The 22,378-nt window shown below is 55.2% G+C and carries 23 protein-coding genes and 3 tRNA genes; 6 read left to right on the top strand and 20 right to left on the bottom strand.

Annotated elements, in window-relative coordinates; genetic code table 11:
* Positions 1–44: 44 nt before the first annotated feature.
* From CWM57_RS09315 to uvrY, 7 genes are all read right to left on the bottom strand, one after another.
* Positions 45–926: a dihydrodipicolinate synthase family protein gene (locus CWM57_RS09315; RefSeq protein ID WP_100675377.1), complete on the bottom strand. Its 882-nt coding sequence runs from the start codon at positions 924–926 to the stop codon at positions 45–47.
* A 222-nt stretch (positions 927–1,148) separates the two neighbouring features.
* Positions 1,149–1,235 (bottom strand) — tRNA-Leu (locus CWM57_RS09320).
* Between the two features lie 13 nt (positions 1,236–1,248).
* Positions 1,249–1,322: transfer RNA gene (locus CWM57_RS09325), tRNA-Cys, on the bottom strand.
* Between the two features lie 40 nt (positions 1,323–1,362).
* Positions 1,363–1,438 (bottom strand) — tRNA-Gly (locus CWM57_RS09330).
* Between the two features lie 150 nt (positions 1,439–1,588).
* Positions 1,589–2,137 (bottom strand): CDP-diacylglycerol--glycerol-3-phosphate 3-phosphatidyltransferase, encoded by a 549-nt coding sequence (gene pgsA / locus CWM57_RS09335; RefSeq protein ID WP_008804219.1) that lies wholly within the window; start codon positions 2,135–2,137, stop codon positions 1,589–1,591.
* Between the two features lie 57 nt (positions 2,138–2,194).
* Positions 2,195–4,027, bottom strand: a complete 1,833-nt coding sequence (uvrC, locus tag CWM57_RS09340; protein ID WP_074385435.1) for an excinuclease ABC subunit UvrC — start codon at positions 4,025–4,027, stop codon at positions 2,195–2,197.
* The gene (gene uvrY, locus CWM57_RS09345) at positions 4,024–4,680 is read right to left on the bottom strand and encodes a UvrY/SirA/GacA family response regulator transcription factor (RefSeq protein WP_002911539.1); all 657 of its coding nucleotides are present in this window, start codon (positions 4,678–4,680) and stop codon (positions 4,024–4,026) included. Before uvrY ends, uvrC begins: the two co-directional genes overlap by 4 nt.
* Positions 4,681–5,141: 461 nt before the next feature.
* On the opposite strand from uvrY, the gene CWM57_RS09350 reads away from it, so the two are divergent.
* Positions 5,142–5,366, top strand: coding sequence for a DUF2594 family protein (locus CWM57_RS09350; RefSeq protein WP_061154045.1), 225 nt, complete (start codon positions 5,142–5,144; stop codon positions 5,364–5,366).
* 67 nt (positions 5,367–5,433) lie between these two features.
* Here CWM57_RS09350 and sdiA read toward each other — a convergent pair whose 3' ends face one another.
* The 5 genes from sdiA to tcyJ form a co-directional block, all read right to left on the bottom strand.
* Entirely contained in the window at positions 5,434–6,156 is a 723-nt protein-coding gene (sdiA, locus tag CWM57_RS09355; RefSeq protein WP_074385434.1) for a transcriptional regulator SdiA, read from the bottom strand.
* A 319-nt stretch (positions 6,157–6,475) separates the two neighbouring features.
* Positions 6,476–7,228 carry an L-cystine ABC transporter ATP-binding protein TcyN gene (tcyN, locus tag CWM57_RS09360; RefSeq protein WP_100675376.1) on the bottom strand — a complete coding sequence of 251 codons (753 nt, stop codon included), beginning with the start codon at positions 7,226–7,228 and terminating at the stop codon, positions 6,476–6,478.
* Positions 7,225–7,893 carry a cystine ABC transporter permease gene (tcyL, locus tag CWM57_RS09365; RefSeq protein ID WP_008804215.1) on the bottom strand — a complete coding sequence of 223 codons (669 nt, stop codon included), beginning with the start codon at positions 7,891–7,893 and terminating at the stop codon, positions 7,225–7,227. The genes tcyN and tcyL overlap by 4 nt, the downstream gene beginning before the upstream one ends.
* Positions 7,894–7,908: 15 nt before the next feature.
* Complete coding sequence (dcyD, locus tag CWM57_RS09370; protein ID WP_061154042.1) at positions 7,909–8,895, bottom strand: D-cysteine desulfhydrase; 987 nt, start codon at positions 8,893–8,895, stop codon at positions 7,909–7,911.
* A gap of 95 nt (positions 8,896–8,990) precedes the next feature.
* Positions 8,991–9,791, bottom strand: coding sequence for a cystine ABC transporter substrate-binding protein (gene tcyJ, locus CWM57_RS09375; RefSeq protein ID WP_061154041.1), 801 nt, complete (start codon positions 9,789–9,791; stop codon positions 8,991–8,993).
* A gap of 200 nt (positions 9,792–9,991) precedes the next feature.
* On the opposite strand from tcyJ, the gene amyA reads away from it, so the two are divergent.
* The gene (amyA, locus tag CWM57_RS09380) at positions 9,992–11,479 is read left to right on the top strand and encodes an alpha-amylase (protein WP_074385431.1); all 1,488 of its coding nucleotides are present in this window, start codon (positions 9,992–9,994) and stop codon (positions 11,477–11,479) included.
* Positions 11,480–11,524: 45 nt separating this feature from the next.
* Here the strand turns inward: amyA and yedD are convergent, their stop codons facing one another.
* Positions 11,525–11,959, bottom strand: coding sequence for a lipoprotein YedD (gene yedD / locus CWM57_RS09385; protein WP_165784168.1), 435 nt, complete (start codon positions 11,957–11,959; stop codon positions 11,525–11,527).
* A gap of 372 nt (positions 11,960–12,331) precedes the next feature.
* On the opposite strand from yedD, the gene rcsA reads away from it, so the two are divergent.
* Complete coding sequence (gene rcsA, locus CWM57_RS09390; RefSeq protein ID WP_074385429.1) at positions 12,332–12,955, top strand: transcriptional regulator RcsA; 624 nt, start codon at positions 12,332–12,334, stop codon at positions 12,953–12,955.
* A 32-nt stretch (positions 12,956–12,987) separates the two neighbouring features.
* On the opposite strand, the gene dsrB is transcribed toward rcsA, so the two are convergent.
* Complete coding sequence (gene dsrB, locus CWM57_RS09395; protein WP_061154037.1) at positions 12,988–13,179, bottom strand: protein DsrB; 192 nt, start codon at positions 13,177–13,179, stop codon at positions 12,988–12,990.
* A gap of 133 nt (positions 13,180–13,312) precedes the next feature.
* On the opposite strand from dsrB, the gene CWM57_RS09400 reads away from it, so the two are divergent.
* Positions 13,313–13,534 carry a YodD family protein gene (locus tag CWM57_RS09400; RefSeq protein WP_165784174.1) on the top strand — a complete coding sequence of 74 codons (222 nt, stop codon included), beginning with the start codon at positions 13,313–13,315 and terminating at the stop codon, positions 13,532–13,534.
* 299 nt (positions 13,535–13,833) lie between these two features.
* Here CWM57_RS09400 and dgcQ read toward each other — a convergent pair whose 3' ends face one another.
* Both dgcQ and CWM57_RS09410 read right to left on the bottom strand, forming a co-directional pair.
* On the bottom strand, positions 13,834–15,513 hold the full coding sequence (gene dgcQ / locus CWM57_RS09405) for a cellulose biosynthesis regulator diguanylate cyclase DgcQ (protein WP_074386162.1): 1,680 nt from the start codon (positions 15,511–15,513) through the stop codon (positions 13,834–13,836).
* A gap of 115 nt (positions 15,514–15,628) precedes the next feature.
* A complete protein-coding gene (locus CWM57_RS09410) occupies positions 15,629–16,540 on the bottom strand; it encodes a DUF808 domain-containing protein (protein WP_074385427.1) in 912 nt (303 codons plus the stop codon).
* Positions 16,541–16,722: 182 nt separating this feature from the next.
* On the opposite strand from CWM57_RS09410, the gene yedA reads away from it, so the two are divergent.
* The gene (yedA, locus tag CWM57_RS09415) at positions 16,723–17,634 is read left to right on the top strand and encodes a drug/metabolite exporter YedA (RefSeq protein WP_061154034.1); all 912 of its coding nucleotides are present in this window, start codon (positions 16,723–16,725) and stop codon (positions 17,632–17,634) included.
* Here the strand turns inward: yedA and CWM57_RS09420 are convergent.
* The 4 genes from CWM57_RS09420 to drpB all read right to left on the bottom strand — a co-directional run bounded on the left by CWM57_RS09420 (position 17,609) and on the right by drpB (position 20,592).
* The gene (locus CWM57_RS09420; RefSeq protein ID WP_044649871.1) at positions 17,609–18,103 is read right to left on the bottom strand and encodes a very short patch repair endonuclease; all 495 of its coding nucleotides are present in this window, start codon (positions 18,101–18,103) and stop codon (positions 17,609–17,611) included. The genes yedA and CWM57_RS09420 overlap by 26 nt on opposite strands.
* Positions 18,084–19,484 (bottom strand): DNA cytosine methyltransferase, encoded by a 1,401-nt coding sequence (locus CWM57_RS09425; protein WP_165784175.1) that lies wholly within the window; start codon positions 19,482–19,484, stop codon positions 18,084–18,086. The genes CWM57_RS09420 and CWM57_RS09425 overlap by 20 nt, the downstream gene beginning before the upstream one ends.
* A gap of 76 nt (positions 19,485–19,560) precedes the next feature.
* Entirely contained in the window at positions 19,561–20,268 is a 708-nt protein-coding gene (locus CWM57_RS09430; RefSeq protein WP_100675375.1) for a phosphohydrolase, read from the bottom strand.
* A 42-nt stretch (positions 20,269–20,310) separates the two neighbouring features.
* Positions 20,311–20,592, bottom strand: a complete 282-nt coding sequence (gene drpB / locus CWM57_RS09435) for a cell division protein DrpB (protein ID WP_061154030.1) — start codon at positions 20,590–20,592, stop codon at positions 20,311–20,313.
* A 539-nt stretch (positions 20,593–21,131) separates the two neighbouring features.
* Between drpB and ompC the strand changes: the two genes are divergently transcribed.
* The gene (gene ompC, locus CWM57_RS09440) at positions 21,132–22,277 is read left to right on the top strand and encodes a porin OmpC (RefSeq protein ID WP_100675374.1); all 1,146 of its coding nucleotides are present in this window, start codon (positions 21,132–21,134) and stop codon (positions 22,275–22,277) included.
* The last annotated feature ends 101 nt before the right edge of the window (positions 22,278–22,378 follow it).

Consider the following 22,378-nt stretch of genomic DNA (forward strand, 5'->3'; position numbering starts at 1 on the left):
CGACAGAAAGCCACCCGGCGCGGCAATCCGCCTGCCCATGCACATCAGGCGAGGCCGTGCAGCGCCGCCGCCACGTCGCGAATGGCCTCCTCCCCTAACGGCAGCAAGGGCCGGGGAAGACAGTCAGGATCGCACAGCCCCAGAATGGCCGCCGCGCTGGCAATTACACGTAGGCTGCCGCCATAGCGGTCAAAGCATCGCCAGAGCGGGGTCAGCTGCGCATTCAGCGCCGCAACCTGCGCCGCGTCGCCAGTACGAATCGCCCTTACCAGCGCCCCCGAAAGTTGGGGAAAGAGCCCGCCGCAAACCGAGTACCAGACTTCGCAACCGGCCTGCAATCCCGCCGTCGCCAGGGCGTCGCCGCTGGCGCCAAGCGTAACGCGGGCGGGAAGATGACGGCGCAGCGTTGCCACCCGTTCACGCGCCTGTGGCTCAGGCAAACCGGGAATTTTAATCGAGGCGATGGCCGGCAAGGCGGCGATGCGCCCCTGCAGCTCATCCGCCAGCATGACGTGAGTGGTGCGGGGATTGTCATACAGGCAAACCGGAACCGAGACGTGCCGACAGACCTCTTCGTAAAAGGCAAAGATCTCCTCCGCAGAAAGCGGCTGATAGGACATCATCGGCAGTAATAACGCATCCGCCCCGGCCTGCTGGGCATCCTCCACCAGGCGCAGCACCTCGCTGGTGGCGATGGCGCCGACACCGACCATCATCGGGATCGACCCAACATGCGCTTTCGCCACCTGCACCACCCGCTTGCGCTGCTCACGACTCAGATAAGCGTAGCTGCCGGTCGAGCCCAGGATGCCCAGCGAGTCGACGCCGGTATCGGTAAGACGAGAGAGAATACGGATAAACGCCTTTTCATCAATATGCTGCTGATGCAGCGGCGTCAGCGGAAATGCGCAAAGCCCTGTGAACATGATGCCTCCGGCAGGCTGGGATACGAATCCGGTTGATAGTAGCAAGGAGAGATCGTTTTGTCCTGGGACAAATGAAAGATTGAATGAACGGCCTAATCTGAAGGGTAGAAGAAGGTTATCTTACGAGGATGTCAGGAAAAGGGAGGGATAGAAACAAAAAAACCACCCGTAGGTGGTTTCACGACACTGCTTATTGCTTTGATTATTCTGCTTTTATCCCAATGGTACCCGGAGTGGGACTTGAACCCACACAGCGCGAACGCCGAGGGATTTTAAATCCCTTGTGTCTACCGATTCCACCATCCGGGCTCGGGATATAAAGTGGAGGCGCGTTCCGGAGTCGAACCGGACTAGACGGATTTGCAATCCGCTACATAACCGCTTTGCTAACGCGCCTTTAATACTGAAGCACCCGCAACTGCCGATGCTGATAATCTGGAGCGGGAAACGAGACTCGAACTCGCGACCCCGACCTTGGCAAGGTCGTGCTCTACCAACTGAGCTATTCCCGCATTATCAAGTTATTTGCTAATTACTTGATTTTGTTATCGTCTGGAAGACTGTGCTGCCGTTCGATGCGTTGCATTCTACTTATCTCTCGCGGTGAGTCAACGGTATTTTTCGCAACTTTGCATCGTTTGCTGAAAATAACGGCGAAACGATCACTGATCAAGCAAATCGCCGCGCGCTGCGTTCAGATACTGCAGCATCGACCACAGCGTCAGCACCGCCGCCACGAGGAAAAGCGCGATCCCGGCCCACTCTACCCACGGATAAGGACGCCACAGCATCCATACCAGGGCGGCCATCTGTGCGGTCGTTTTGACTTTGCCAATCCACGAGACCGCCACGCTGCTGCGTTTCCCCAGCTCAGCCATCCATTCGCGCAGTGCCGAAATAATAATTTCACGGGCAATCATAGTCGCCGCCGGCAGCGTGACCCACCAGGTGTGATAGTGCTCGGCAACCAGCACCATGGCGATAGCCACCATGACTTTATCCGCCACCGGATCCAGGAAGGCGCCAAACCGGGTGCTCTGATTCCAGCGACGGGCCAGAAAACCATCAAACCAGTCGGTCACGGCGGCGACAAAGAAAATCAGCGCGCAGGCAAACGGCGCCCAGCTAAAGGGGAGATAAAACGCCAGCACAAAGAACGGGATCAGGATGACGCGAAACAGAGTAAGCAACGTAGGGATATTAAATTGCATAGTGACGGGTAACTATCTGTTGTAAGTAAAAATTAGCCCTATGTTGCTACAGAGCCCCTAATGTTTCAACGAGTAGAAGATCTTTTCTGCCAGACCGTGAGAGATGCCCGGTACTTTGGCAATTTCCTCGACGCTGGCCTGCTGCAGCCCCTGCAGCCCTCCCATATACTTCAGCAGCATCTGGCGACGCTTCGGCCCCACTCCCTCGATAGTCTCAAGCGAGCTGGTGCTCTTCACTTTCGCCCGTTTTTTACGATGTCCGGAAATCGCATGATCGTGCGATTCATCGCGGATGTGCTGGATTACGTGCAGGGCGGGCGAATCCGGCGGCAGGCTAAACCCCTCACCTTCCGGTTCAAAGAATAACGTTTCCAGGCCGGCTTTACGATCGCTGCCTTTCGCCACGCCCAGCAGCAGCGGATGATGTTTATCCCAGGGAACGTCCAGTTCGGCAAACACCGCTTTCGCCTGTGCCAGCTGCCCCTTTCCGCCGTCGATCAGGATCACATCCGGAATTTTGTTGTCATCAATCACTTTACCATAGCGTCGACGCAGGACCTGATTCATCGCCGCATAGTCATCCCCAGGGGTGATGCCGGTGATATTGTAGCGTCGGTACTCCGCACGCAGTGGGCCATTGCTGTCAAACACCACGCAGGACGCCACCGTCTGCTCGCCCATAGTGTGGCTGATATCAAAGCACTCCATCCGCTTCACGGCCGGCAGCTCCAGCACGGTGGCCAGCGCCTGCAGACGCTGATGAATGGTCGACTGCTGAGATAACTTGGTGGTTAACGCCGTCGCGGCATTGGTGCGCGCCAGCTTAAGGTAACGCGCCCGGTCGCCGCGCGGTTTAGTCTGCACATTGATTCGGCGCCCCGCCAGCTCCGACAGCGAATCGGCCAGCAGCGTCTTATCGCCGAGGTTGAAGTCGAGCAAAATCTCGCCCGGCAGGGTGCGCATCTGGCTACCCTGCAGGTAGAACTGACCGACAAACGTCTCCACGACCTCTCCCAGCTCAGTGCCGCCCGGGACTTTCGGGAAGTAGCTCCGGCTGCCCAGCACTTTGCCCTGGCGGATAAACAGCACATGGACGCAGGCCATTCCGGACTCAAAGGCGACGCCGATAACGTCGAGATCGTCGCCGGTGTTAGAAACAAACTGTTTCTCCGTCACCCGGCGCACGGCCTGAATCTGGTCGCGAATGCGCGCGGCCTCTTCAAACTCCAGACTTTGGCTCGCTTTCTCCATTCTGGCGATGAGCTGGGTCAGGACCTGATCGTCCTTGCCGGCAAGGAACAGCCGTACATATTCAACCTGCTGAGCATACTCTTCTTCGCTGACCAGCCCCGCCACGCACGGCCCCAGACAGCGGCCAATCTGATACTGCAGGCAGGGACGCGAGCGGTTGCGATAGACGCTATTTTCACACTGGCGAACAGGGAAAATTTTCTGCAGCAGCGCCAGGGTCTCCCGCACGGCATAGCCGTTGGGGAAAGGACCAAAGTACTCGCCTTTCGCATGTTTGGCGCCGCGATGCATCGCCAGACGTGGATGAGTATCACCGCTGAGGAAAATAAAAGGATAAGACTTATCATCGCGCAACAGCACGTTGTAACGCGGCTGGTACAGCTTGATATAGTTGTGCTCCAGCAGCAGCGCTTCCGTCTCGGTGTGGGTGACGGTCACGTCAATCTGCGCAATCAGCGCCACCAGCGCTTCGGTTTTACGCGACGCGAGATTGCTGCGGAAATAGCTGCTGAGCCGCTTTTTCAGATCTTTGGCTTTGCCAACATAGATGACGGTCCCGCCAGCATCATACATCCGATACACACCGGGCTGGCTGGTCACCGTTTTCAGGAAAGCTTTTGCGTCAAAAACATCACTCACTGGCTTGCTAACGACTCCGCATTACACAGGCCATGGCGAATTGCCAGGTGGGTCAGCTCCACATCGCCATGAATGTTTAATTTGCTGAACATTCGGTAGCGATAGCTGTTAACCGTTTTGGGACTCAGATTGAGCTGCTCTGAGATCTCATTCACCTTCTGACCTTTGGTGATCATCAGCATAATCTGCAATTCGCGTTCAGACAAACTGGCAAACGGCGATTCCGTTTTTTCCGGTTCAATCTGACTTAGCGCCATTTGCTGAGCAATATCGGAAGCAATGTAACGTTGTCCGGACGCCACGCAACGGATCGCATTTACCACTTCCTGCGGCGCTGCCCCCTTACTGAGATAGCCCGCCGCCCCCGCCTGCATGACCTTGGCAGGTAGAGGATTCTCGGTATGCACGGTGAGCATGATCACTTTCGTGCCCGCCACGGAGCGCGCGATTTTGCGCGTGGCTTCAAGACCACCGATCCCGGGCATGTTCATGTCCATCAGGACGACATCTGCGGAATTAGCCCGGCACCACTTCACGGCGTCCTCGCCGCAACAGGCTTCGCCAGCGACTTTAATCCCTTTTATATCTTCCAGAATGCGTCGTATCCCTGCGCGCACCAGTTCGTGGTCATCAACAAGAAGAACGTTGATCAAAGGAATAATCTCCAGAATGAGGGATAACGCTACTGATACTTTATCTCCCACATATTACCGGGTTTTATTGCTAATTTAAAAGGCAAAAAAATGCCCTCGCCTCGATTTGACTCTCATTTATGGCAATGTCTGTGCACACACAGTGGAAAGTCATTGAGAACAGTCAGTTGCCATGGTCTTATTTTTTAACAATCCTCATACAGAAAGCACAAAAAACACAACAGATTACGTAGCGCATAAATAGGAGGCAAAATATGTAACAAATATTAACGTGCTAAATATATGGAATAAATTAATGGCAGTCTGGCGGCTATTACGTATTATCCGAAGCACGGAATCATTCACAGCTCAGATGAGAGAACAGAAATTAAGCACTCCTTTTTTTTCCGCCGCTTGTGGTATACTGCGCGGCCTTCACATTGGGTAAGGCGCATTAGCGCAGCGAGTAAACGAGGATATCGATGAGCACACCAGATTTTTCCACTGCAGAAAATAATCAAGAACTGGCGCAGGAAGTCTCCTGCATGAAAGCGCTGATAACGCTGATGCTGCAGGCGATGGGCCAGGCGGATGCGGGTCGCGTGATTATTAAAATGGAAAAGCAGATCGCGCAGATGGAAGATGAGGCTCAGGCCGCCGTATTCTCCAGCACCGTTAAGCAAATTAAACAAGCTTACCGTCAATAATCCTGTGCCGGCTGAAAGTATCCCTGACAGCCGGTGTCACGTCTGGCACGCAGAACGACAGGCGCTCTCAGATTAACCCTGTCGCCACCGCGTAACAGGCTATCTGCGTTTTGTTCGGCGCATTGAATTTCCGTTGCATATTCTTCTGGTGGAAATTCACCGTATTTTCCGAAATAGAAAGAATCATCGCCACCTCCGCCGAGGTCTTCCCTTCCGCGGTCCATTTCAGAATTTCCAGTTCACGGCGGCTGAACTTCATTTCCGGCGGCATCACCATCTCATCTTCCAGACGCAGGAGCGTCAACAAGCTTAGCTCTGTCAGCATGCGCAGGCGCATCTCCAGTTCATCTTCAGGATAAGCGTCCGGCAAACGGTTATTCGCGGAGACGGAGAGAAAACCCTGCGCATGGTTGGGCAAGGTCAGACACTGGGTCACCCCTTTTTTCAGACCATGATCGCGGGCGCCGTCCCATAATGCCGCCGCATCGCGAAACAACCCATCCTCCCATGGCAGATGACCACGCATAAAATTCTCCGGGCGTAATACCGGATCTATCGCGAAATAGTTCTCGGCCTGGTAGTGCGACATCCATGCGCGGGGATAGGTCGACTGGAAGGTGACGCGGGGGCGAGTGAAAGGCACCGGATGGCGTACACAAAGCGTGTAGTAATCATATTCCAGCGCTTCGGTTTCTCGTTGCAGGAGATTATAAACCTCCTCACCAGCAGCCACGGACTGAAATTGATGCAGCATATCCCGCCGCCAGCTGAAAAAATCATTGTCCCTCATAGCTGTGCAAATAACTCCTGATTGATAATCATTATTATAAATACAGAAAACTAACACATAAATCTTATTTATATGTATAAAATATTGTCGCCGTCGCATTTATTAGTCTGAAGGCTTGCCTTTTTCCCGTTCTCAGCGCAGAACCTCGTGCCCACTCTCTTGTCATTTTCTACACCCTACAAAGGGGGGATGGGAAGCGGTGTATACGGCCACCGGGAGAAATCGCACAAAGAGGTGACGACGAGCGTGACGCGCCGCAGGGAAGACAGGCTGTACGCGGCGGCCCTCCCCCGGGAAAGCCGCCGCGCCAGCACATGGTTTACTGCATCAGAAATTTTTCGAGGAACTGGCGAGTGCGCGGCTGCTGCGGGGAGGCGAACAATGCTTTTGCCTCTCCCTGCTCGACAATGCGCCCTTGATCCATAAAGATGGCCCGATCGGCAACGTCGCGAGCGAAACTCATCTCATGGGTTACAATAACCATGGTGCGTTTCTCCTGCGCCAGTTGCCGGATGGTGTTGAGCACCTCCCCCACCAGCTCAGGATCGAGGGCTGAGGTCGGTTCATCAAACAGGATCACGTCCGGACGCATGGCCAGCGCGCGAGCAATAGCCACCCGCTGCTGTTGACCGCCGGAGAGGCGACGCGGATAGCTATTCTCTTTACCGCTGAGCCCCACTTTCGCCAGCAGATCGCGCGCCCGCACAATCGACTCCTGCTTATCTTCACCTTTTACGATGACCGGCCCCTCAATAATATTCTCCAGCACCGTACGGTGGGGAAACAGATTAAAGTTCTGGAAGACAAAGCCAACATGCTGGCGTAGCCGGCGGATGAGTCCTTTCTGTGACCCCAGGCTGCGACCGGCGTCGATGGTCACATCGCCAACGCGGATGGTGCCGCTCTCCGGTTGCTCCAGCAGGTTGATGCTGCGCAACAGAGTGGTTTTACCCGAGCCGCTGGGGCCGATGATCGCCACCACTTCCCCTTTCTGTACCTCCAGGTCGATACCGTGGAGCACCGTCTGGCCATGGAATTTCTTCACCAGGCTTTTCACTTCTATCGCACTCATTTCGGATCACGCTCCTGGCGGTTCAGCTGGTTTTCAAAATAGTTCTGCAGCGAGGAGAGGACGGTCGCCATCACCCAGTAGATCAGAGAGGCCGCCAGATACATGGTGAAGACCTCCAGGGTTCGGGAGGTGATAAGCTGCGCCTGACGGAACAGCTCTGGCACCTGGATCGTCGCTGCCAGCGAGGTATCTTTTACCAGGCTGATAAAACTGTTGGACAGCGGCGGCAAAGCGACCCGTGCCGCCTGGGGTAAGATGGCCCGGCGCATTGTCTGCCACGGCGTCATGCCGATACTGGCCGCCGCTTCCCATTGCCCTTTGTCGATCGAGGCGATGGCCGCGCGCAGGGTTTCCGCCGCGTAGGCCGCCGTATTGAGCGACAGGCCGATCATCGCCGCCGGAATCGGGTCAAGCTCGATGCCAAACTGCGGCAAGCCGTAGTAGATCATAAACAGCTGGGCGATAAGCGGCGTGCCGCGAAAAATGGAGATATACATGCGCGCCAGCCATTTTACCGGCCAGAGGGGCGACATGCGCATCAGCGCCAGGATAAAGCCCAGCACCAGGCCGAAAAACATCCCGCCAATGCTCAGCTGCAGCGTAAAGACGGCCCCTTTGAGCAGAAAAGGAGCGGAATCGATGACCAGTTGGATACTTTCTTGCATGCTGTCGTTTCTGTATTAGAGGTGAGGATGATAGGCAAACAGCGCCGGCGCCCCGCCGGTATGGACGAACAAAATCGGTCCTTCATCCTTAAAACGCTTCTGCGTAATGCCGTCGATAAGCCCGGCCATCGCTTTGCCGGTATAGACCGGATCGAGCAAAATACCTTCCAGCTCCGCCAGTAGCTTCACGGCGGCCATGCCTTCCTCGTTCGGCGTACCGTAGCCTGGGGCAAAGTAATCATCCCACAGGGTGATGTCCGCTTTCGCCTGCAGCTCGAGGCTATTGGCCACGGCCTGCTGCAGCGCCACCACTTTTGGCAGCTGGTCAGCTACAGAGCGCGATACCGTCACCCCAATCAGTTCCGCCTGCGGCATCAACTGTTCGAGCCCCACAGCCAGCCCGGCATGCGTACCGGCGCTGCCGGAAGCCACCACCACCGATGAGATCTCCACCGCGCCTTCGCACTGCTGGGCAATTTCCAGCGCGCTTTCCACATAGCCTAACGCCCCAAGCGCATTGGATCCGCCGACCGGGATGACGTAGGGGCGATATCCCTGCGCCTCGATGCGGGTCGCCAGCTCGTCGAGCTGAGCGGCAGGATTGGAAAGGGCATCGCACATCTCAACCTGGGTGTTAAACAGATCCAGCAGCAGGCGGTTGCCATTGCTCAGATAGTTCTCCGCCCGAGTGCCGATGGGGTTTTCCAGTAGCGCCACGCAGTGCAGCCCCAGTTTCGCGGCGACCGCCGCCGTCTGACGCACATGGTTGGACTGGATCGCGCCGGCGGTGATTAAGGTATCCGCCCCTTCGCGCAGCGCATCGGCGGCGAGAAACTCCAGCTTGCGCAGTTTGTTGCCCCCCATCGCCAGCGGCGTTGTATCATCGCGTTTGATAAAAATCTCGCGCCCAAGGTGATCGGACAAACGCGGCAGATACTCCAGCGGCGTCGGTGCGCCAATTAATTCCAGACGCGGAAAGCGGGTTAAATTTTGCAGTGACATGGCCCCTCCTGACTCAGTTATGCTTCATTATGCACACAGTTACGCGCTAAATAAAAAAAGGCGCTTCCAGGAGCGCCTTTTTTCACCACTGACCGTTATTTCGTCACGTCAGCGCCAAACCATTTCTCTGACAACGCCTTCAGGGAGCCATCTTTCTGCATATCCGCAATCGCGGCGTCTACCGCTTTCAGCAGATCGTCGTTGCCTTTGCGCAGCGCCACGCCAGCCTCCTGACGGGAGAACGCATCACCGGTTACTGCCAGCGTGTTGTTGGTTTTCTTCACCAGATCCAGCGCGGCCAGACGATCAACCAGAATGGCGTCAATACGGCCTACGCGCAGATCCTGGTATTTCGTCGGGTCATCATCATAGGTGCGGACATCAACGCCTTGGACGTTCTGACGCAGCCACTCTTCATAGTTAGTGCCCAGTCCGACGCCGACTTTCTTGCCTTTCAGATCCGCCGCGGTTTTAATCGCGCCTTCGTTACCTTTCTTCACCAGCGCCTGCACGCCAGAGATGGTGTACGGGGTTGAGAAATCGTATTTCTTCTTACGCTCATCGGAGATAGTGACCTGGTTAATCACCACGTCGATGCGTTTGGAGTCCAGCGAAGCCAGCATACCGTCCCATTTGGTCGGTTTGAGATCGGCTTTCACACCAAGATGTTTCGCCAGCTCGTTGGCAAACTCCACTTCAAATCCGGTCAGCTTGCCGTCATCACCCTGGAAGCTAAAAGGAGGATAGGTGCCTTCGAGGCCCACACGCAGGGTACCGCGCTCTTTAACCTGATTGAGCAGGTTTTCCGCTGCAAAAGTTTTCACGCTAACGCCAGCCATCAAAACAACGGCCATCGCGCCCATCAGCGCCTGACGACCCAGAAGTGCTAATTTCATAGATACCCCGAAGGTTAGGATTTTCCTGTAGTGTAAGGCGCTTAACCGCCTGACACCAACATCGTTACGCTACATCTTATGCCAATTTATTATATATGATCCCGATTAGGGTATAGCGAAAATCAGGGCTTTCCTCACCCGTTTTGCGGGATATCTCCCATACTGCAAAGGTCAGCCTGTTGACGTCTGGAGCATGGAAGATGAAAAACCCCACTTTGTTGCAATGTTTTCACTGGTACTACCCCGCCGGCGGCGAATTGTGGCGTGAAGTCGAAGCGCTGGCCCCCAGTCTGAATGAAATCGGCATCAATATGGTCTGGTTGCCGCCCGCCTATAAAGGCGCCTCGGGCGGTTATTCCGTCGGCTATGACACCTACGATCTCTTCGACCTTGGTGAGTTTGATCAAAAGGGCTCAGTCGCCACCAAATATGGCGATAAAGCGCAGCTGCTGGCGGCGATGAAGGCTCTGAAAGAGCATGATATCGCCGTGCTGCTGGATGTGGTGGTGAACCACAAAATGGGCGCCGATGAAAAAGAAACCCTGCAGGTGCAGCGCGTCGATGAGCAGGATCGCACCCAGATTGCCGAGGAGATCATTGAATGCGAGGCATGGACTCGCTATACCTTTCCGGTGCGAGCCGGGCAGTATTCGCAATTTGTCTGGGACTATAAATGCTTTAGCGGCATCGACCACATTGAGAACCCGACGGAAGATGGCGTGTTTAAAATCGTCAACGATTACACCGGCGAAGGCTGGAACGAGCAGGTCGACGATGAGCTTGGCAACTTCGACTACCTGATGGGTGCCAACATTGATTTTCGTAATCACGCCGTTACCGAGGAGATCAAATACTGGGCGCGCTGGGTCATGGAGCAGACCGGCTGCGATGGTTTTCGTCTTGACGCCGTGAAGCATATCCCCGCCTGGTTTTACAAAGTGTGGATCGAGCACGTCCAGGAGGTAGCGCCGCAGCCGCTGTTTATTGTCGCGGAGTACTGGTCCCATGAGGTGGAAAAGCTCCAGCAGTATATCGACCTGGTCGAGGGCAAGACGATGCTGTTCGATGCCCCGCTGCAGATGAAATTTCATGAAGCCTCGCGCCAGGGACGCGACTATGACATGAGCCAGATCTTCAGCGGCACGCTGGTGGAAGCCGACCCTTTTCACGCTGTGACGCTGGTGACAAACCATGATACGCAGCCGCTGCAGGCCCTTGAGGCGCCGGTTGAACCCTGGTTCAAGCCCCTTGCCTATGCGCTGATCCTGCTGCGTGAAAATGGCGTGCCGTCGGTCTTTTATGCCGATCTTTTCGGCGCATCCTATGAAGATACCGGCGGCGATGGACAAACTTACGCCATTGAGATGCCCGTTATCGAACAACTGCATGAACTGATCGACGCCCGTCAGCGCTTTGCTCACGGCGTGCAAACGCTGTGGTTCGATCACCCCAACTGTATTGCCTTCAGCCGAAGCGGCACCGACGAGGATCCCGGCTGCGTGGTAGTGATGTCCAATGGTGATGAGGGAGAAAAGACCCTGACGCTGGGCGAGAACTATGGCAATAAACGCTGGCGGGATTTTCTCGGCAACCGGGAAGAGATTGTCGAAACCGACGCTGAGGGTAGCGCGATCTTTACCTGCAACGGGGGTAGCGTGAGCGTGTGGGTGATGGAAGCCGTGCTGTAGTCAGCAGGCGATGCACCTGGCGGGCCGAACGGGCCCGCCGGAACCTCAGCGCGCGGAAGCCGGCGCGCTGACGGTCCCTGTCGTACGCGCTTTGGCCCACGCCTTTTCGCACTCAGGGGTGAGGCGTTCAACGCGGGTCAACGTCATACGGTCGTAGGAGAGGGTATTACCCTCACGCTCGATCGGATAGATATCCAGGGAAGCCGTAACATTGTAGATCTGGTTATCGCGGTTCATCAGTTTACCCGGCTGCGCGATCACGCGCTGCCACTGGCGGCAGTCGAAGGTATCCCCTTCTTTGGTGACGATCAGGCTGGCGATCGCGTCAGGGCTCATCATTTCACTCTGCGGCCCTTTCGATTGCCAGTAGCCCTCAAGGCCAGCCGGCGCCGGCGCTTTAACGACGTCATCGTAATGATCAACCTGCACACATCCGGCCAGCGCCAACACCATGCCAGCAAAAACTAACTGTTTCATCATTCATCCCACAAGCCGATAAAAAAGTATTGTGGCATTAAAGCGTTAAGCCTTCCACCCCCGCCCCCGGCGGAAAAACCGGGCAAGACAGAAGCCGGCAATTTGACCTTCATTTGAAATAAGGAAATTCCGAAAATAAAATATTGTTTGGGGCCTAACCATAGCATCTGTGGGCACTTTTTGTTTTTAATCCGCTCACACTACCGGTTCTCGACTTTACTTTAAGAGTTTTCCTGGCAAATTATATGCATAGATGCGGAATAGTTTAATGGAACTAATGGGTTCTTTCTTAAACCTACTATATACCGCTCGCAAGGACTGCTTCACAAAGTGAGTGTGAAGTGAATATCGTTACGTGTTGATTGAGGATGGGTCATGTCAACGATGATTATGGATTTGTGCAGCTATACCCGGTTAGGCTTAACGGGTTATCTGACCAGTCGGGGAATTAAAAAACAGGAAATCGTTGAGGTCCATAGCGCGGTAGATCTGCAAAAACATTGCGCCTCGTGCTGTCCGGCAGTGGTGTTTCTTAATGAAGACTGCTTCGTGCATGATGATGAAAGTAATGGCATTATTCGCCAGATCATTACGCAAAACCCGGCGACGCTGTTTGTTATCTTTATGTCGCTGGCAAACATTCATTTTGACCGCTATTTGCGGGTACGGAAAAACCTGCTGATCAGTTCTAAATCGATAACGCCAAAAGACCTTGATGTTATTCTGGTTAATTATCTTAAATACAAAAACAGCAGTCTGGGGCAATTAAATTTACCGACTTTATCGCTGAGTAAGACTGAATCCAATATGCTGCAAATGTGGATGGCCGGGCATGGCACGTCGCAAATTTCAACGCAAATGAACATCAAAGCGAAGACGGTATCGTCACATAAAGGCAATATTAAAAAGAAAATACAGACGCACAATAAACAGGTGATTTACCATATCGTTCGGCTTACCGAAAACGTCACTTCAGGTATTCAGGTGAACCTGCGCTGAAACAAACTGGCGGTGGTTCCGCCAGTCCCGTTTTATGAGGTTTCTTTTTCGACGAAGATCCCATCCGGGTGCCCCACTTCATTGAAAAACCAGATCCCTAAAGGATAGTCTTCCAGCGAAACCAGATACATCGTCCCTTCACTAAACGACTCAATTGCCAGCACTACCCCCGATCGACGTGGGCCACCGTCGGTCTTCACCGTGACACGATCGTTCACCTGCATATTCAATCTCCTCTATTTTTCAGCCAGTGTAGAACAAAACCACGCAACTCGCAGCGTTGCGGCCCATGACTGGTGTTTTTTTAGACTGACTATACTTAAAGAGGCTTGAGCGACGCTCAGCGAGGGGGTAATGATGAAGAATCGATTGACAGGCCAGGCCGGGAACGACGTTGATATCAATGTTGATGCTCTGCTGGCAGCGATTAATGAGATTAGCGAAAGCGAGGTCCATCGCACACTGGATGACCCGCATCGTGCCAGTATTGATGGTCGAGGAGCCCATACCTGGCGCGAACTGGCGGAGGCATTCGAGCTCGATATTCACGATTTCAGCGCCAGTGAAGTCAACCGCTAACGGTGGGCGAAAAAAATCCCGACTCGCAGGAGTCGGGATCAAACTTGCTAATGCAAGAAGCACTTGAAAATTCGTTACACCGGGAAATCCGATGCGTTAAAACATTATCCTCAATTATTTTGCATGACAAGAGATATTCATGGCGCAAATTATTGAGAATGTTGGCGCTTTGCAAGGAACAGGGCTACAAGGCTGATGCGAGAAGGCTTCGCCGCAAACCGGTTTCATTCGATAGCGCGATCCCTGTCGAACACTTTAAGAAAAATCTCATTTTAGCTGATTCTGGCGAAACGTTTTGCTCACGCTTCGCTGTCAAAGCAGACCTGATTGCGGCCGTTCTGCTTTGCCTGATAGAGACGACGATCGGCTACCGACTGCAAGGCTTCAAACTGATACTCCCCCTGCTCTTCACTGGCACTGACCCCCAGTGAGGCACTGACCCGCAGCGTCACATTGTTATGCAAAAAGACCTCCCGGCGCTGGATACGCAGGCGTAGCCGCTCTGCCACCACCGCCGCTTCCTGAAGCGTGGTATCCGGCATCACGACACAAAACTCCTCCCCACCCACGCGGCCCAGCAAATCGCCCTCACGAACGGTGCTGGCAAGGGTACTGGCCACCGTCGACAGCACTCTGTCGCCCGCCTGATGACCATAGCGATCGTTAATGCGTTTGAAGTGATCCAGATCGAGCTGGATCACCGCCAGCGGTCGTCCACTGCGCTGGCAGGCGCTGGCTACCGCCATCGCCTGTTCAAACAGCGCCCCGCGATTGAGCAGACGGGTTAAGGCATCGTGCCATGCCTGCCATTCGAGGGAGGTTTGCAGGACGCTCATATTGCGGACCATGCGGCGGATCACCAGCCAGGAGAGCAATAGCATCAAGGTGAAGAGCACCCACATCAGGGTCAGAGCGATGGTGATGGTACCAAAATTGCCCCGCACGCCTTCCCGCAGAGTGTGGATCCGCAGCAGCACGCCGTCAAAATTGCGCAGTTTGGCCCAGCTGATATAGCGCGTCAGCAAGCGCAGTCCCCCCTGGTTATCATGGACAAACGCGCGGCTGAGCAGTTCTTGTTCACGGGGGGACAATAGGGTCAGAACATTCCCCGGCGCGGAAGAGGCCAGCAGGTTCAAATGGCTATCATAAAGCTGGTACTCCCCCTCCTGCCCCCCCTGCATGGCGCTGACCAAAAACGCTTTTATTTCACTGACCGAGAAGTCCATCGCCAGCACCCCGCGCCAGTAGCCGGCGAAATCCAGCGGTATCGAGGCGGTGACCACCTGCTCTTCCAGCTGTGGATCGTCGTCAGGAAAGGTTTGCCAGATAACGCCCCGCCCCGGATTATTCCGCTGGCTCTGTCGGGTAAACCAGAGGGCGCCGATGGCTTGCGAATAGTGGGTCATCACCTGTGACTCGTCCCGCAGCGGCAGGGTCGAGGTGAAAAAACCACTGCGGGAGATATACTGCATTCGCTCAGCGAAATCGCGGTTATGTTGCGTCAGATTCAACAGATACCCCAACTCCAGCGTCGCCATCAGTTCATCAGCCGCGAGCGGATCGTCTTTCAGCAGCATAGGGTTGTTGCCGACGACGCTGCCCGAGACGCCAAACACCGGCAGCGTACGACGGTTCGGCAGCGCCACACGCCAGGCCTCCTGGTGACGCTGGCTCAGATAGCGCTGGCTGGCACTACGCAATACGTCGATATCAAGCGGCTGTTCAAGCGCAGACTCCATGCCGTGGCGAAAAAACATCATCCGGTCGATGTTGAACTGCAGTAGTCCATCCATTTCATGGGCGACATTAGCCAGATTATTACGCTGATTGGCCACGTAGGCCTCTTCCAGGACGTTGATTTCACGCCAGATCAGTACCGTGGAGAAAAAAAGCACCACGATAAAACAAACGTTAACCACATGCGCCGGGCGAGTCAGGTGGCGGAGCTTTTTCATCTTCAACCGAAGTGGCTTATCCATCATTCTCTCGCAGTACGTAGCGCAAACCTGACGATGTCAGCGCCCCGGGTTCTGTCGATGCCGGGCGCGCTTTTAGCGTAGACGACGCAGCGCCGTCGCGCTGTATGCAACCACACTACTTCACCGACCGGCGCAGGCTGCTCACCACTTTCACGCCCGCCAGCACCACTGCGCCAATGACAAAACCCAGCACCAGGTTGGCAATGACCGGCAGCAGGGAAGCCAATATCCCGCCCAGCCCCGCGCTCCAGTGCTCAATGGCATGATGCAGTGGCGCAATGCCGTGAACCACAATTCCGCCGCCGACAAGGAACATCGCCAGCGTCCCAACGATGGAGAGCACTTTCATCAGCCAGGGGGCTACCACTAACAATCCTTTGCCCAGCCATTGCGCCAGCGCAGCGCGTTTCTCCGCCAGCCAGTAGCCCATGTCGTCCAGCTTAACGATCACGCCCACCAGACCATAGACCCCGATAGTGACCAGAATCGCGATCCCGGAGAGGATCAGGATCTGATTGAGCAGCGGCGCTTCCGCCACAATGCCGAGGGTGATGGCGACAATTTCCGCGGACAAAATAAAATCGGTGCGAATCGCCCCTTTCACTTTGTCACGCTCAAAGGCCAGCGGGTCACGTTCCGCCAGCGCCTGAAGACGCTGCTGCCGTTGCGCAGGATCCTCTTTGTGCTTGCGCGCCTCCAGGCTGTGAAGCACCTTCTCCACCCCTTCAAAACAGAGGAACGCGCCTCCCAGCATCAACAGCGGCGTAATCGCCCAGGGAATAAAAGCGCTGATCAATAGCGCCAGCGGCACGAGGATCACTTTATTAACGAACGAACCTTTCGCCACGCCCCAGACGACCGGCAGTTCACGATTCGCTCGCACGCCGGTCACCTGCTGAGCATTGAGCGACAGATCGTCCCCCAATACCCCGGCTGTTTTTTTTGCCGCCAGCTTGCCCATCACGGAAATATCATCCAGTAGCGTGGCGATATCATCGAGTAACGTTAAAAGACTACTTCCTGCCAAAATAATTTCCTTCTCTTTTCATCAATGTCTCCCTCGAGTATGCGTTAAAAAACGGCCGGTGCCCAAGGTACAATTAGTCAATATAAATTTAACAAACTCGCGCAAATTAAGCGCTCGCCAGCACGATAGTTTTCACGTTTACTATATGTCCCCTTTCTATCTCTGCACCGTCGTGAGGAAGTATGTCTACCCGTCAGCTGTTACCGCTTATCGGGGCGCTGTTTGCGCTGTATATCATTTGGGGCTCTACCTATTTTGCCATCGCCGTCGGCGTCGCCAGCTGGCCGCCGCTGATGATGGCCGGTATTCGCTTTCTCTCTGCCGGCGTGCTACTGCTGGGCTGGCTGCTGGCCACCGGCCATAAGCTGCCAGCGCGCCGGCCGTTGCTTAACGCCGCGCTGATCGGGGTTTTGCTGCTTGCCGTCGGCAACGGCTTCGTCACTCTCGCCGAACATCAGCACGTTCCGTCAGGGATCGCGGCGGTGATGGTCGCCACCGTGCCGCTGTTCACCCTGTGTTTCAGCCGCTTTTTCGGCATCGCCACCCGTAAACTGGAATGGCTGGGCATTGCCATTGGCCTGGCGGGTATCGTGATGCTCAATAGCGGTGGCAATTTAAACGGTAATCCGTGGGGCGCACTGCTGATCCTGGTGGGTTCGCTAAGCTGGGCGTTCGGTTCGGTTTACGGGTCGCGGATTGAGCTGCCAACCGGCATGATGGCGGGGGCTATCGAGATGCTCGCCGCCGGGATCGTCCTGCTGGTCGCGTCATGGCTGACCGGTGAGACGTTAACCCATGTCCCCTCATGGTCCGGGATCGCCGCCCTGGCCTACCTGGCTATCTTTGGCTCGCTAATCGCCATCAACGCCTATATGTTTTTGATCCGTAACGTCACCCCGGCGGTAGCCACCAGCTATGCCTACGTTAACCCGGTGGTGGCCGTCTTGCTCGGCACCGGGTTTGGCGGTGAAAGCCTGTCGCTCATTGAATGGTTGGCGCTGGCGGTGATTATTTTCGCCGTAGTGCTGGTGACGCTGGGAAAATATCTCTTCCCCGCTCGCAGCGAGGCTACTCCTTGTAAGGCGTCGAAGTAAACGCCAGCTCGCGGATCCCCTGCGTATCGATCTGCGCGTCGTGCCCGGCGCCGCAGATCCACTCTTCCAGACGCTCGGTGAGCGCTTCATCATTTAGTTTCAACCGGCCGCGCAGAGCGCATTCCCAGATGATAAGCACCCGCCAGCCCTGCTCAGCCAGCTGTTGCCGGTCGCGGGCGTCACGCGCCACGTTGCCGGCGATTTTATCCAGCCAGAACGCCGTCCGGGTGGCCGGTACCTTAAACAGATAACAGTCATGGTGATGCCAGAAACAGCCGTGAGTAAAGATAACGCAACGGTAGTCGGGCAAGGCGAAATCGGGGCGTCCCGGCAGCGCGCGATCCTGGGCGACAAAGGTGAATCCCGCCCCGGTCAGCAGCGCCGCTATCCGCTTTTCAATCGCCGTATCGCGCGTAGCGATAGCCCGCATATTTTTACTGCGCGTGGCTTTATCGTGAACATCCGCCATCGTTATCATCCGCTTCGCGACGCGCCACCGCCTGGGCGATACGCGGCGCCAGGAGCTTCGCCACCGCGGCGAAGACCGGAACCACCACCGAGTTGCCGAACTGACGATAGGCCTGGGTATCCGACACCGGAATGCGGAAACGCGAACCCTGGGGCGATTCAAAGCCCATCAGCCGGGCGCATTCGCGCGGTGTCAACCGGCGAGGCCGCCGCTGTTGGTTCTGCGGATCGTCAAAATACTGCTCGCCCAACGGCCGGTCCCAGCCGCGATCGACGAGAATTTCGGCACCGTCTTTATAGTAGCGGGCAGACAGCGTTCGAGCCACGCTGTGGGGATTACCGGGGTCTACCAGGCCATAACCAAAGCCATTACCCCGCGCCTGATGCTTGCGGGCATAACGATAGAGATATTTCCACAGCACCGGCGTAAGGATAAATTTGGCATCCACCGTCGGCTCCAGCAGCTCGCCAAACGTCGGCCGCACCGCCGGATAGAGCGCAGCGATATCGCGCAGCGTAAATCCTTGATGCAGCTGCAGGTCGCGGCGGAAACCCACCAGCACGATGCGCTCCCGGTGCTGTGGTAAGAAATGGCGCCCGTCGATGACCTTAGGGTCATCCGGCCCGGTATGCCCGGCATCGGCCACCTCATACCCCAGCTCATCCAGCGTCTGCATGATGATGCGGAAGGTGCGCCCCTGATCGTGGCTTTTGAGGTTTTTGACATTCTCCAGCACAAAAATCGCCGGCTGACGTGCGGCGATGATTCTCACCACATCAAAAAACAGTGTCCCCTGGGTTTCGCAGGCAAAGCCGTGCGCGCGGCCCATGGCATTTTTTTTGGAGACGCCGGCAAGTGAAAAAGGCTGGCAGGGAAAGCCGGCCAGCAAGACATCATGCTGAGGAATAGTCTCGCGGATATGCTGCGCCGCTTCGTCATCGCTGACGTCGGGGCGGTGGCTGAGCGTGACATCGCGGATATCTTCATTAAAACGATGCTGTTGCGGATCACAGTACCAGTTGGCCTTGTAGGTACGCACCGCGTGCTTGTTCCACTCGCTGGTAAAGACGCACTGCCCGCCGATGGCTTCAAAACCGTTGCGGATCCCGCCGATACCGGCAAACAGATCGACAAAGCGGAACGCATAATGCGGGTGATGAACTGGCGGCGCCGGCAGCAGCGTCGCCAGATGGGCGATCTCCTGCGGACGCAAACGCCCCGCCGCGCGGGGGAGCGCCGCCACGCGTTTGAGGATCGCCGCGCTCCAGTGCTGTTCGCCGACGCTTACCAGTTCGGCGACCAGCGTTTTCACATCATAGATCGTCATCAGCTGACGCAGCAGCGCCTGAGCCTCTTCCCCGGCCTGCTCTGCCAGCGGCAACGACCTGTTTTCCTTAATTAACTTTTGCGGCATATCCTCAACCAGCGCGGACGATTTTTGCAGAGAGTACCATAAATCACTGGTCGGTTGACGCCTGCGGTGCAAAGCGGCGCAAAACCGCTTCATCCAGCGCCTGCGGCTCCCCCTGCAGCTCGGCGCTGAGTTTGGCCATAAATTCGACGAGGAAACGGGCATTGTGCTGCGCCATCTCTTTTCCTCTGGCCGTCTGCATGGTCTCCGGCAGGCGCAGGAGTTTGCACTGGAAATGGTCAAGGGCATATCTGCGGTCATCCAGCGCCCGCCGGTCAGCAAAAGGATCTTCAGCATCAAACAAGATGGTATTCAGGGCGCCGGCGACGGCAAAGACGCGCGCCAGACCAATCGCCCCCAGCGACTCAAGACGGTCGGCGTCCTGGACGATTTTCGCCTCCAGCGTACGCGGGGGGATCGACGCGCTGAAGCTGTGCGCCTCGATGGCATGGCTGACCGCCGCGTAACGCTCCACGGGAAAATCGGCAAAAGAGGACTGCAGGTTCGCGAGGGTTTTCTCGGCGGCCATCATCGAGGAACGGCTGCGCTCCGGATGATTCTTCGGCAAGCTGACGATGTCATGAAAATAGCAGGCCGTGAGGAGCACCAGTCGGTCGACTTCCTCCCCGGCGGCCAACTGGGTAGCCGTGGCCCAGACGCGACGAAAATGGGACAGATCGTGTGCGGCATCATCCTGCGCGTAATGCATCAGTATCCAGTGCTCAAATCGTTGCTGCCAGTCAACCAGGTCCATAGGCTTTCCTTTATGTGAAGGTCAGCCTCGAGCATAGCAACTTTACCGCTGATGATCCTGCTCGCCGCGAGACGGCCGGGTATACCAGACGACCGCCCCGAGGATCGCGCCAATGCCCGCAAGCACTAACATCCCCAACAGCGCACCAAGCCATTTACCTGCCGTGGTTCCAAAATCGCCCTCCACGCTGGCGCCGGGAACGCTCTGAATTTTTCCGACCACCCACCAGTAACGCACAATGACCCAGACACAATATCCGCAAAAAGCATACAACGCCCATAACGCGAGCTTCCCTCCGGGGCTGCGTTTTGCCTGCTCTTCCATCTCATTCCTCTCCGTGACACAACACACTACCGCCACTCAAAACGTGACAAGCGTCACATTATACCGTCAACCTGTGCAGCAGGCAGCAGTTTCATCCCCATCTTCTGCGTCAACCTGCGACTTATGCTGCCGGTGAGCGGGCGCTGAAGTGCTTTATTTATTCTTCTCCCCATGCAAAAAGTTTATTCCGTCGCGGGAGGTCGCTTATTGTATTGATAATGTATTGATTATTTTTCCCAGCCTAAAAGCAATTTTCGTGATGAATGATGCCTTGATGTTAATTCATACAACCCATTTCATTGAGTTAACAAAATCTATCAAATAACGTCATATCCTGTTGCTATATAACAAAATGATACCCCCCCTCAAAACCATTCATAAAAAATATAAAGAACCAAATAGAAATAAATTGAAATATTTTACATTATTTATTTACATCTTTTATTTTAAATAAAAATGAACTTAGTCGTTAGTATCTGATAGTCATTCCGGAGGGATTGTCATAATTCATAGAAATTATCATTAAAAGGGAATATATAATGAAAAGAAAAGTACTGGCACTCATGGTACCGGCATTATTAATGGCCAATGCCGTTAATGCCGCGGAAATCTATAACAACAACGGCAACAAACTGGACCTTTACGGAAAAGTTGACGGCCTGCACTACTTCTCTGACGACGCTTCAGAGGATGGCGATCAGACCTATGTTCGCTTTGGCCTGAAAGGCGAAACGCAGATTACCTCAGAATTAACCGGCTACGGTCAGTGGGAATACAATATTCAGGCAAATACCACTGAAAAAGAAGGCGCAAACTCCTGGACCCGTCTTGGCTTCGCCGGGCTGAAGTTTGCCGACTACGGCTCACTGGATTACGGTCGTAACTACGGCGTAGTGTACGACATCGAATCCTGGACCGATATGCTGCCGGAATTCGGCGGCGATACCTACACCCAGACCGACGTCTACATGACCGGCCGTACCAACGGCGTGGCAACCTACCGTAACAGCGACTTCTTCGGCCTCGTCGACGGTCTGCATTTCGCTCTGCAGTATCAGGGTAATAATGAAAACGCCGATTCTGGCGAAGGCACTAATAACGGCGGCAAACGTAAACTGGCGCGGGAAAATGGCGACGGTTTCGGTATCTCCAGCTACTATGACCTCGATATGGGGATCAGCGTAGGGGCAGCGTATTCGTCTTCTGACCGCACCCATAACCAGCTGGCAGAGGCTCGTAGCAGCCAGCGCTACGCCAATGGCGATAAAGCCGATGCCTGGACCGTCGGCGCGAAATATGACGCCAACAACATCTATCTGGCCGCCATGTATGCTGAAACCCGCAACATGACCTTCAACGGCAACGATAGTTTTGGTGGGATTGCCAACAAAACGCAGAACTTCGAAGTGGTCGCGCAGTACCAGTTCGACGACTACAATTTACCGCTGCGTCCGTCTATCGCCTATCTGCAGTCGAAGGGTAAAGATCTCTACACCTATTCTCGCTACGGCGACAAGGATCTGGTCAAGTATGTCGACGTGGGCATGACCTACTACTTCAACAAAAATATGTCCACCTATGTGGATTACAAAATCAACCTGCTGGATGAAGACGACCGCTTCTACAAAAACAGCGGTATCGCGACCGATGATATCGTCGCCCTCGGTCTGGTTTACCAGTTCTGATGCCCGTCAAAGCCCGCGTTCAGCGGGCTTTTTTATGTTCCCGCTCCGTTGAGATCACTCTTTTCGACATTGCCGCTTTCCAGGCGTACCTTCCCTCTTTA

The organism is Klebsiella sp. G-Nf4 (assembly GCF_002810615.1).
Taxonomy (GTDB): Bacteria; Pseudomonadota; Gammaproteobacteria; order Enterobacterales; family Enterobacteriaceae; genus Klebsiella; species Klebsiella variicola.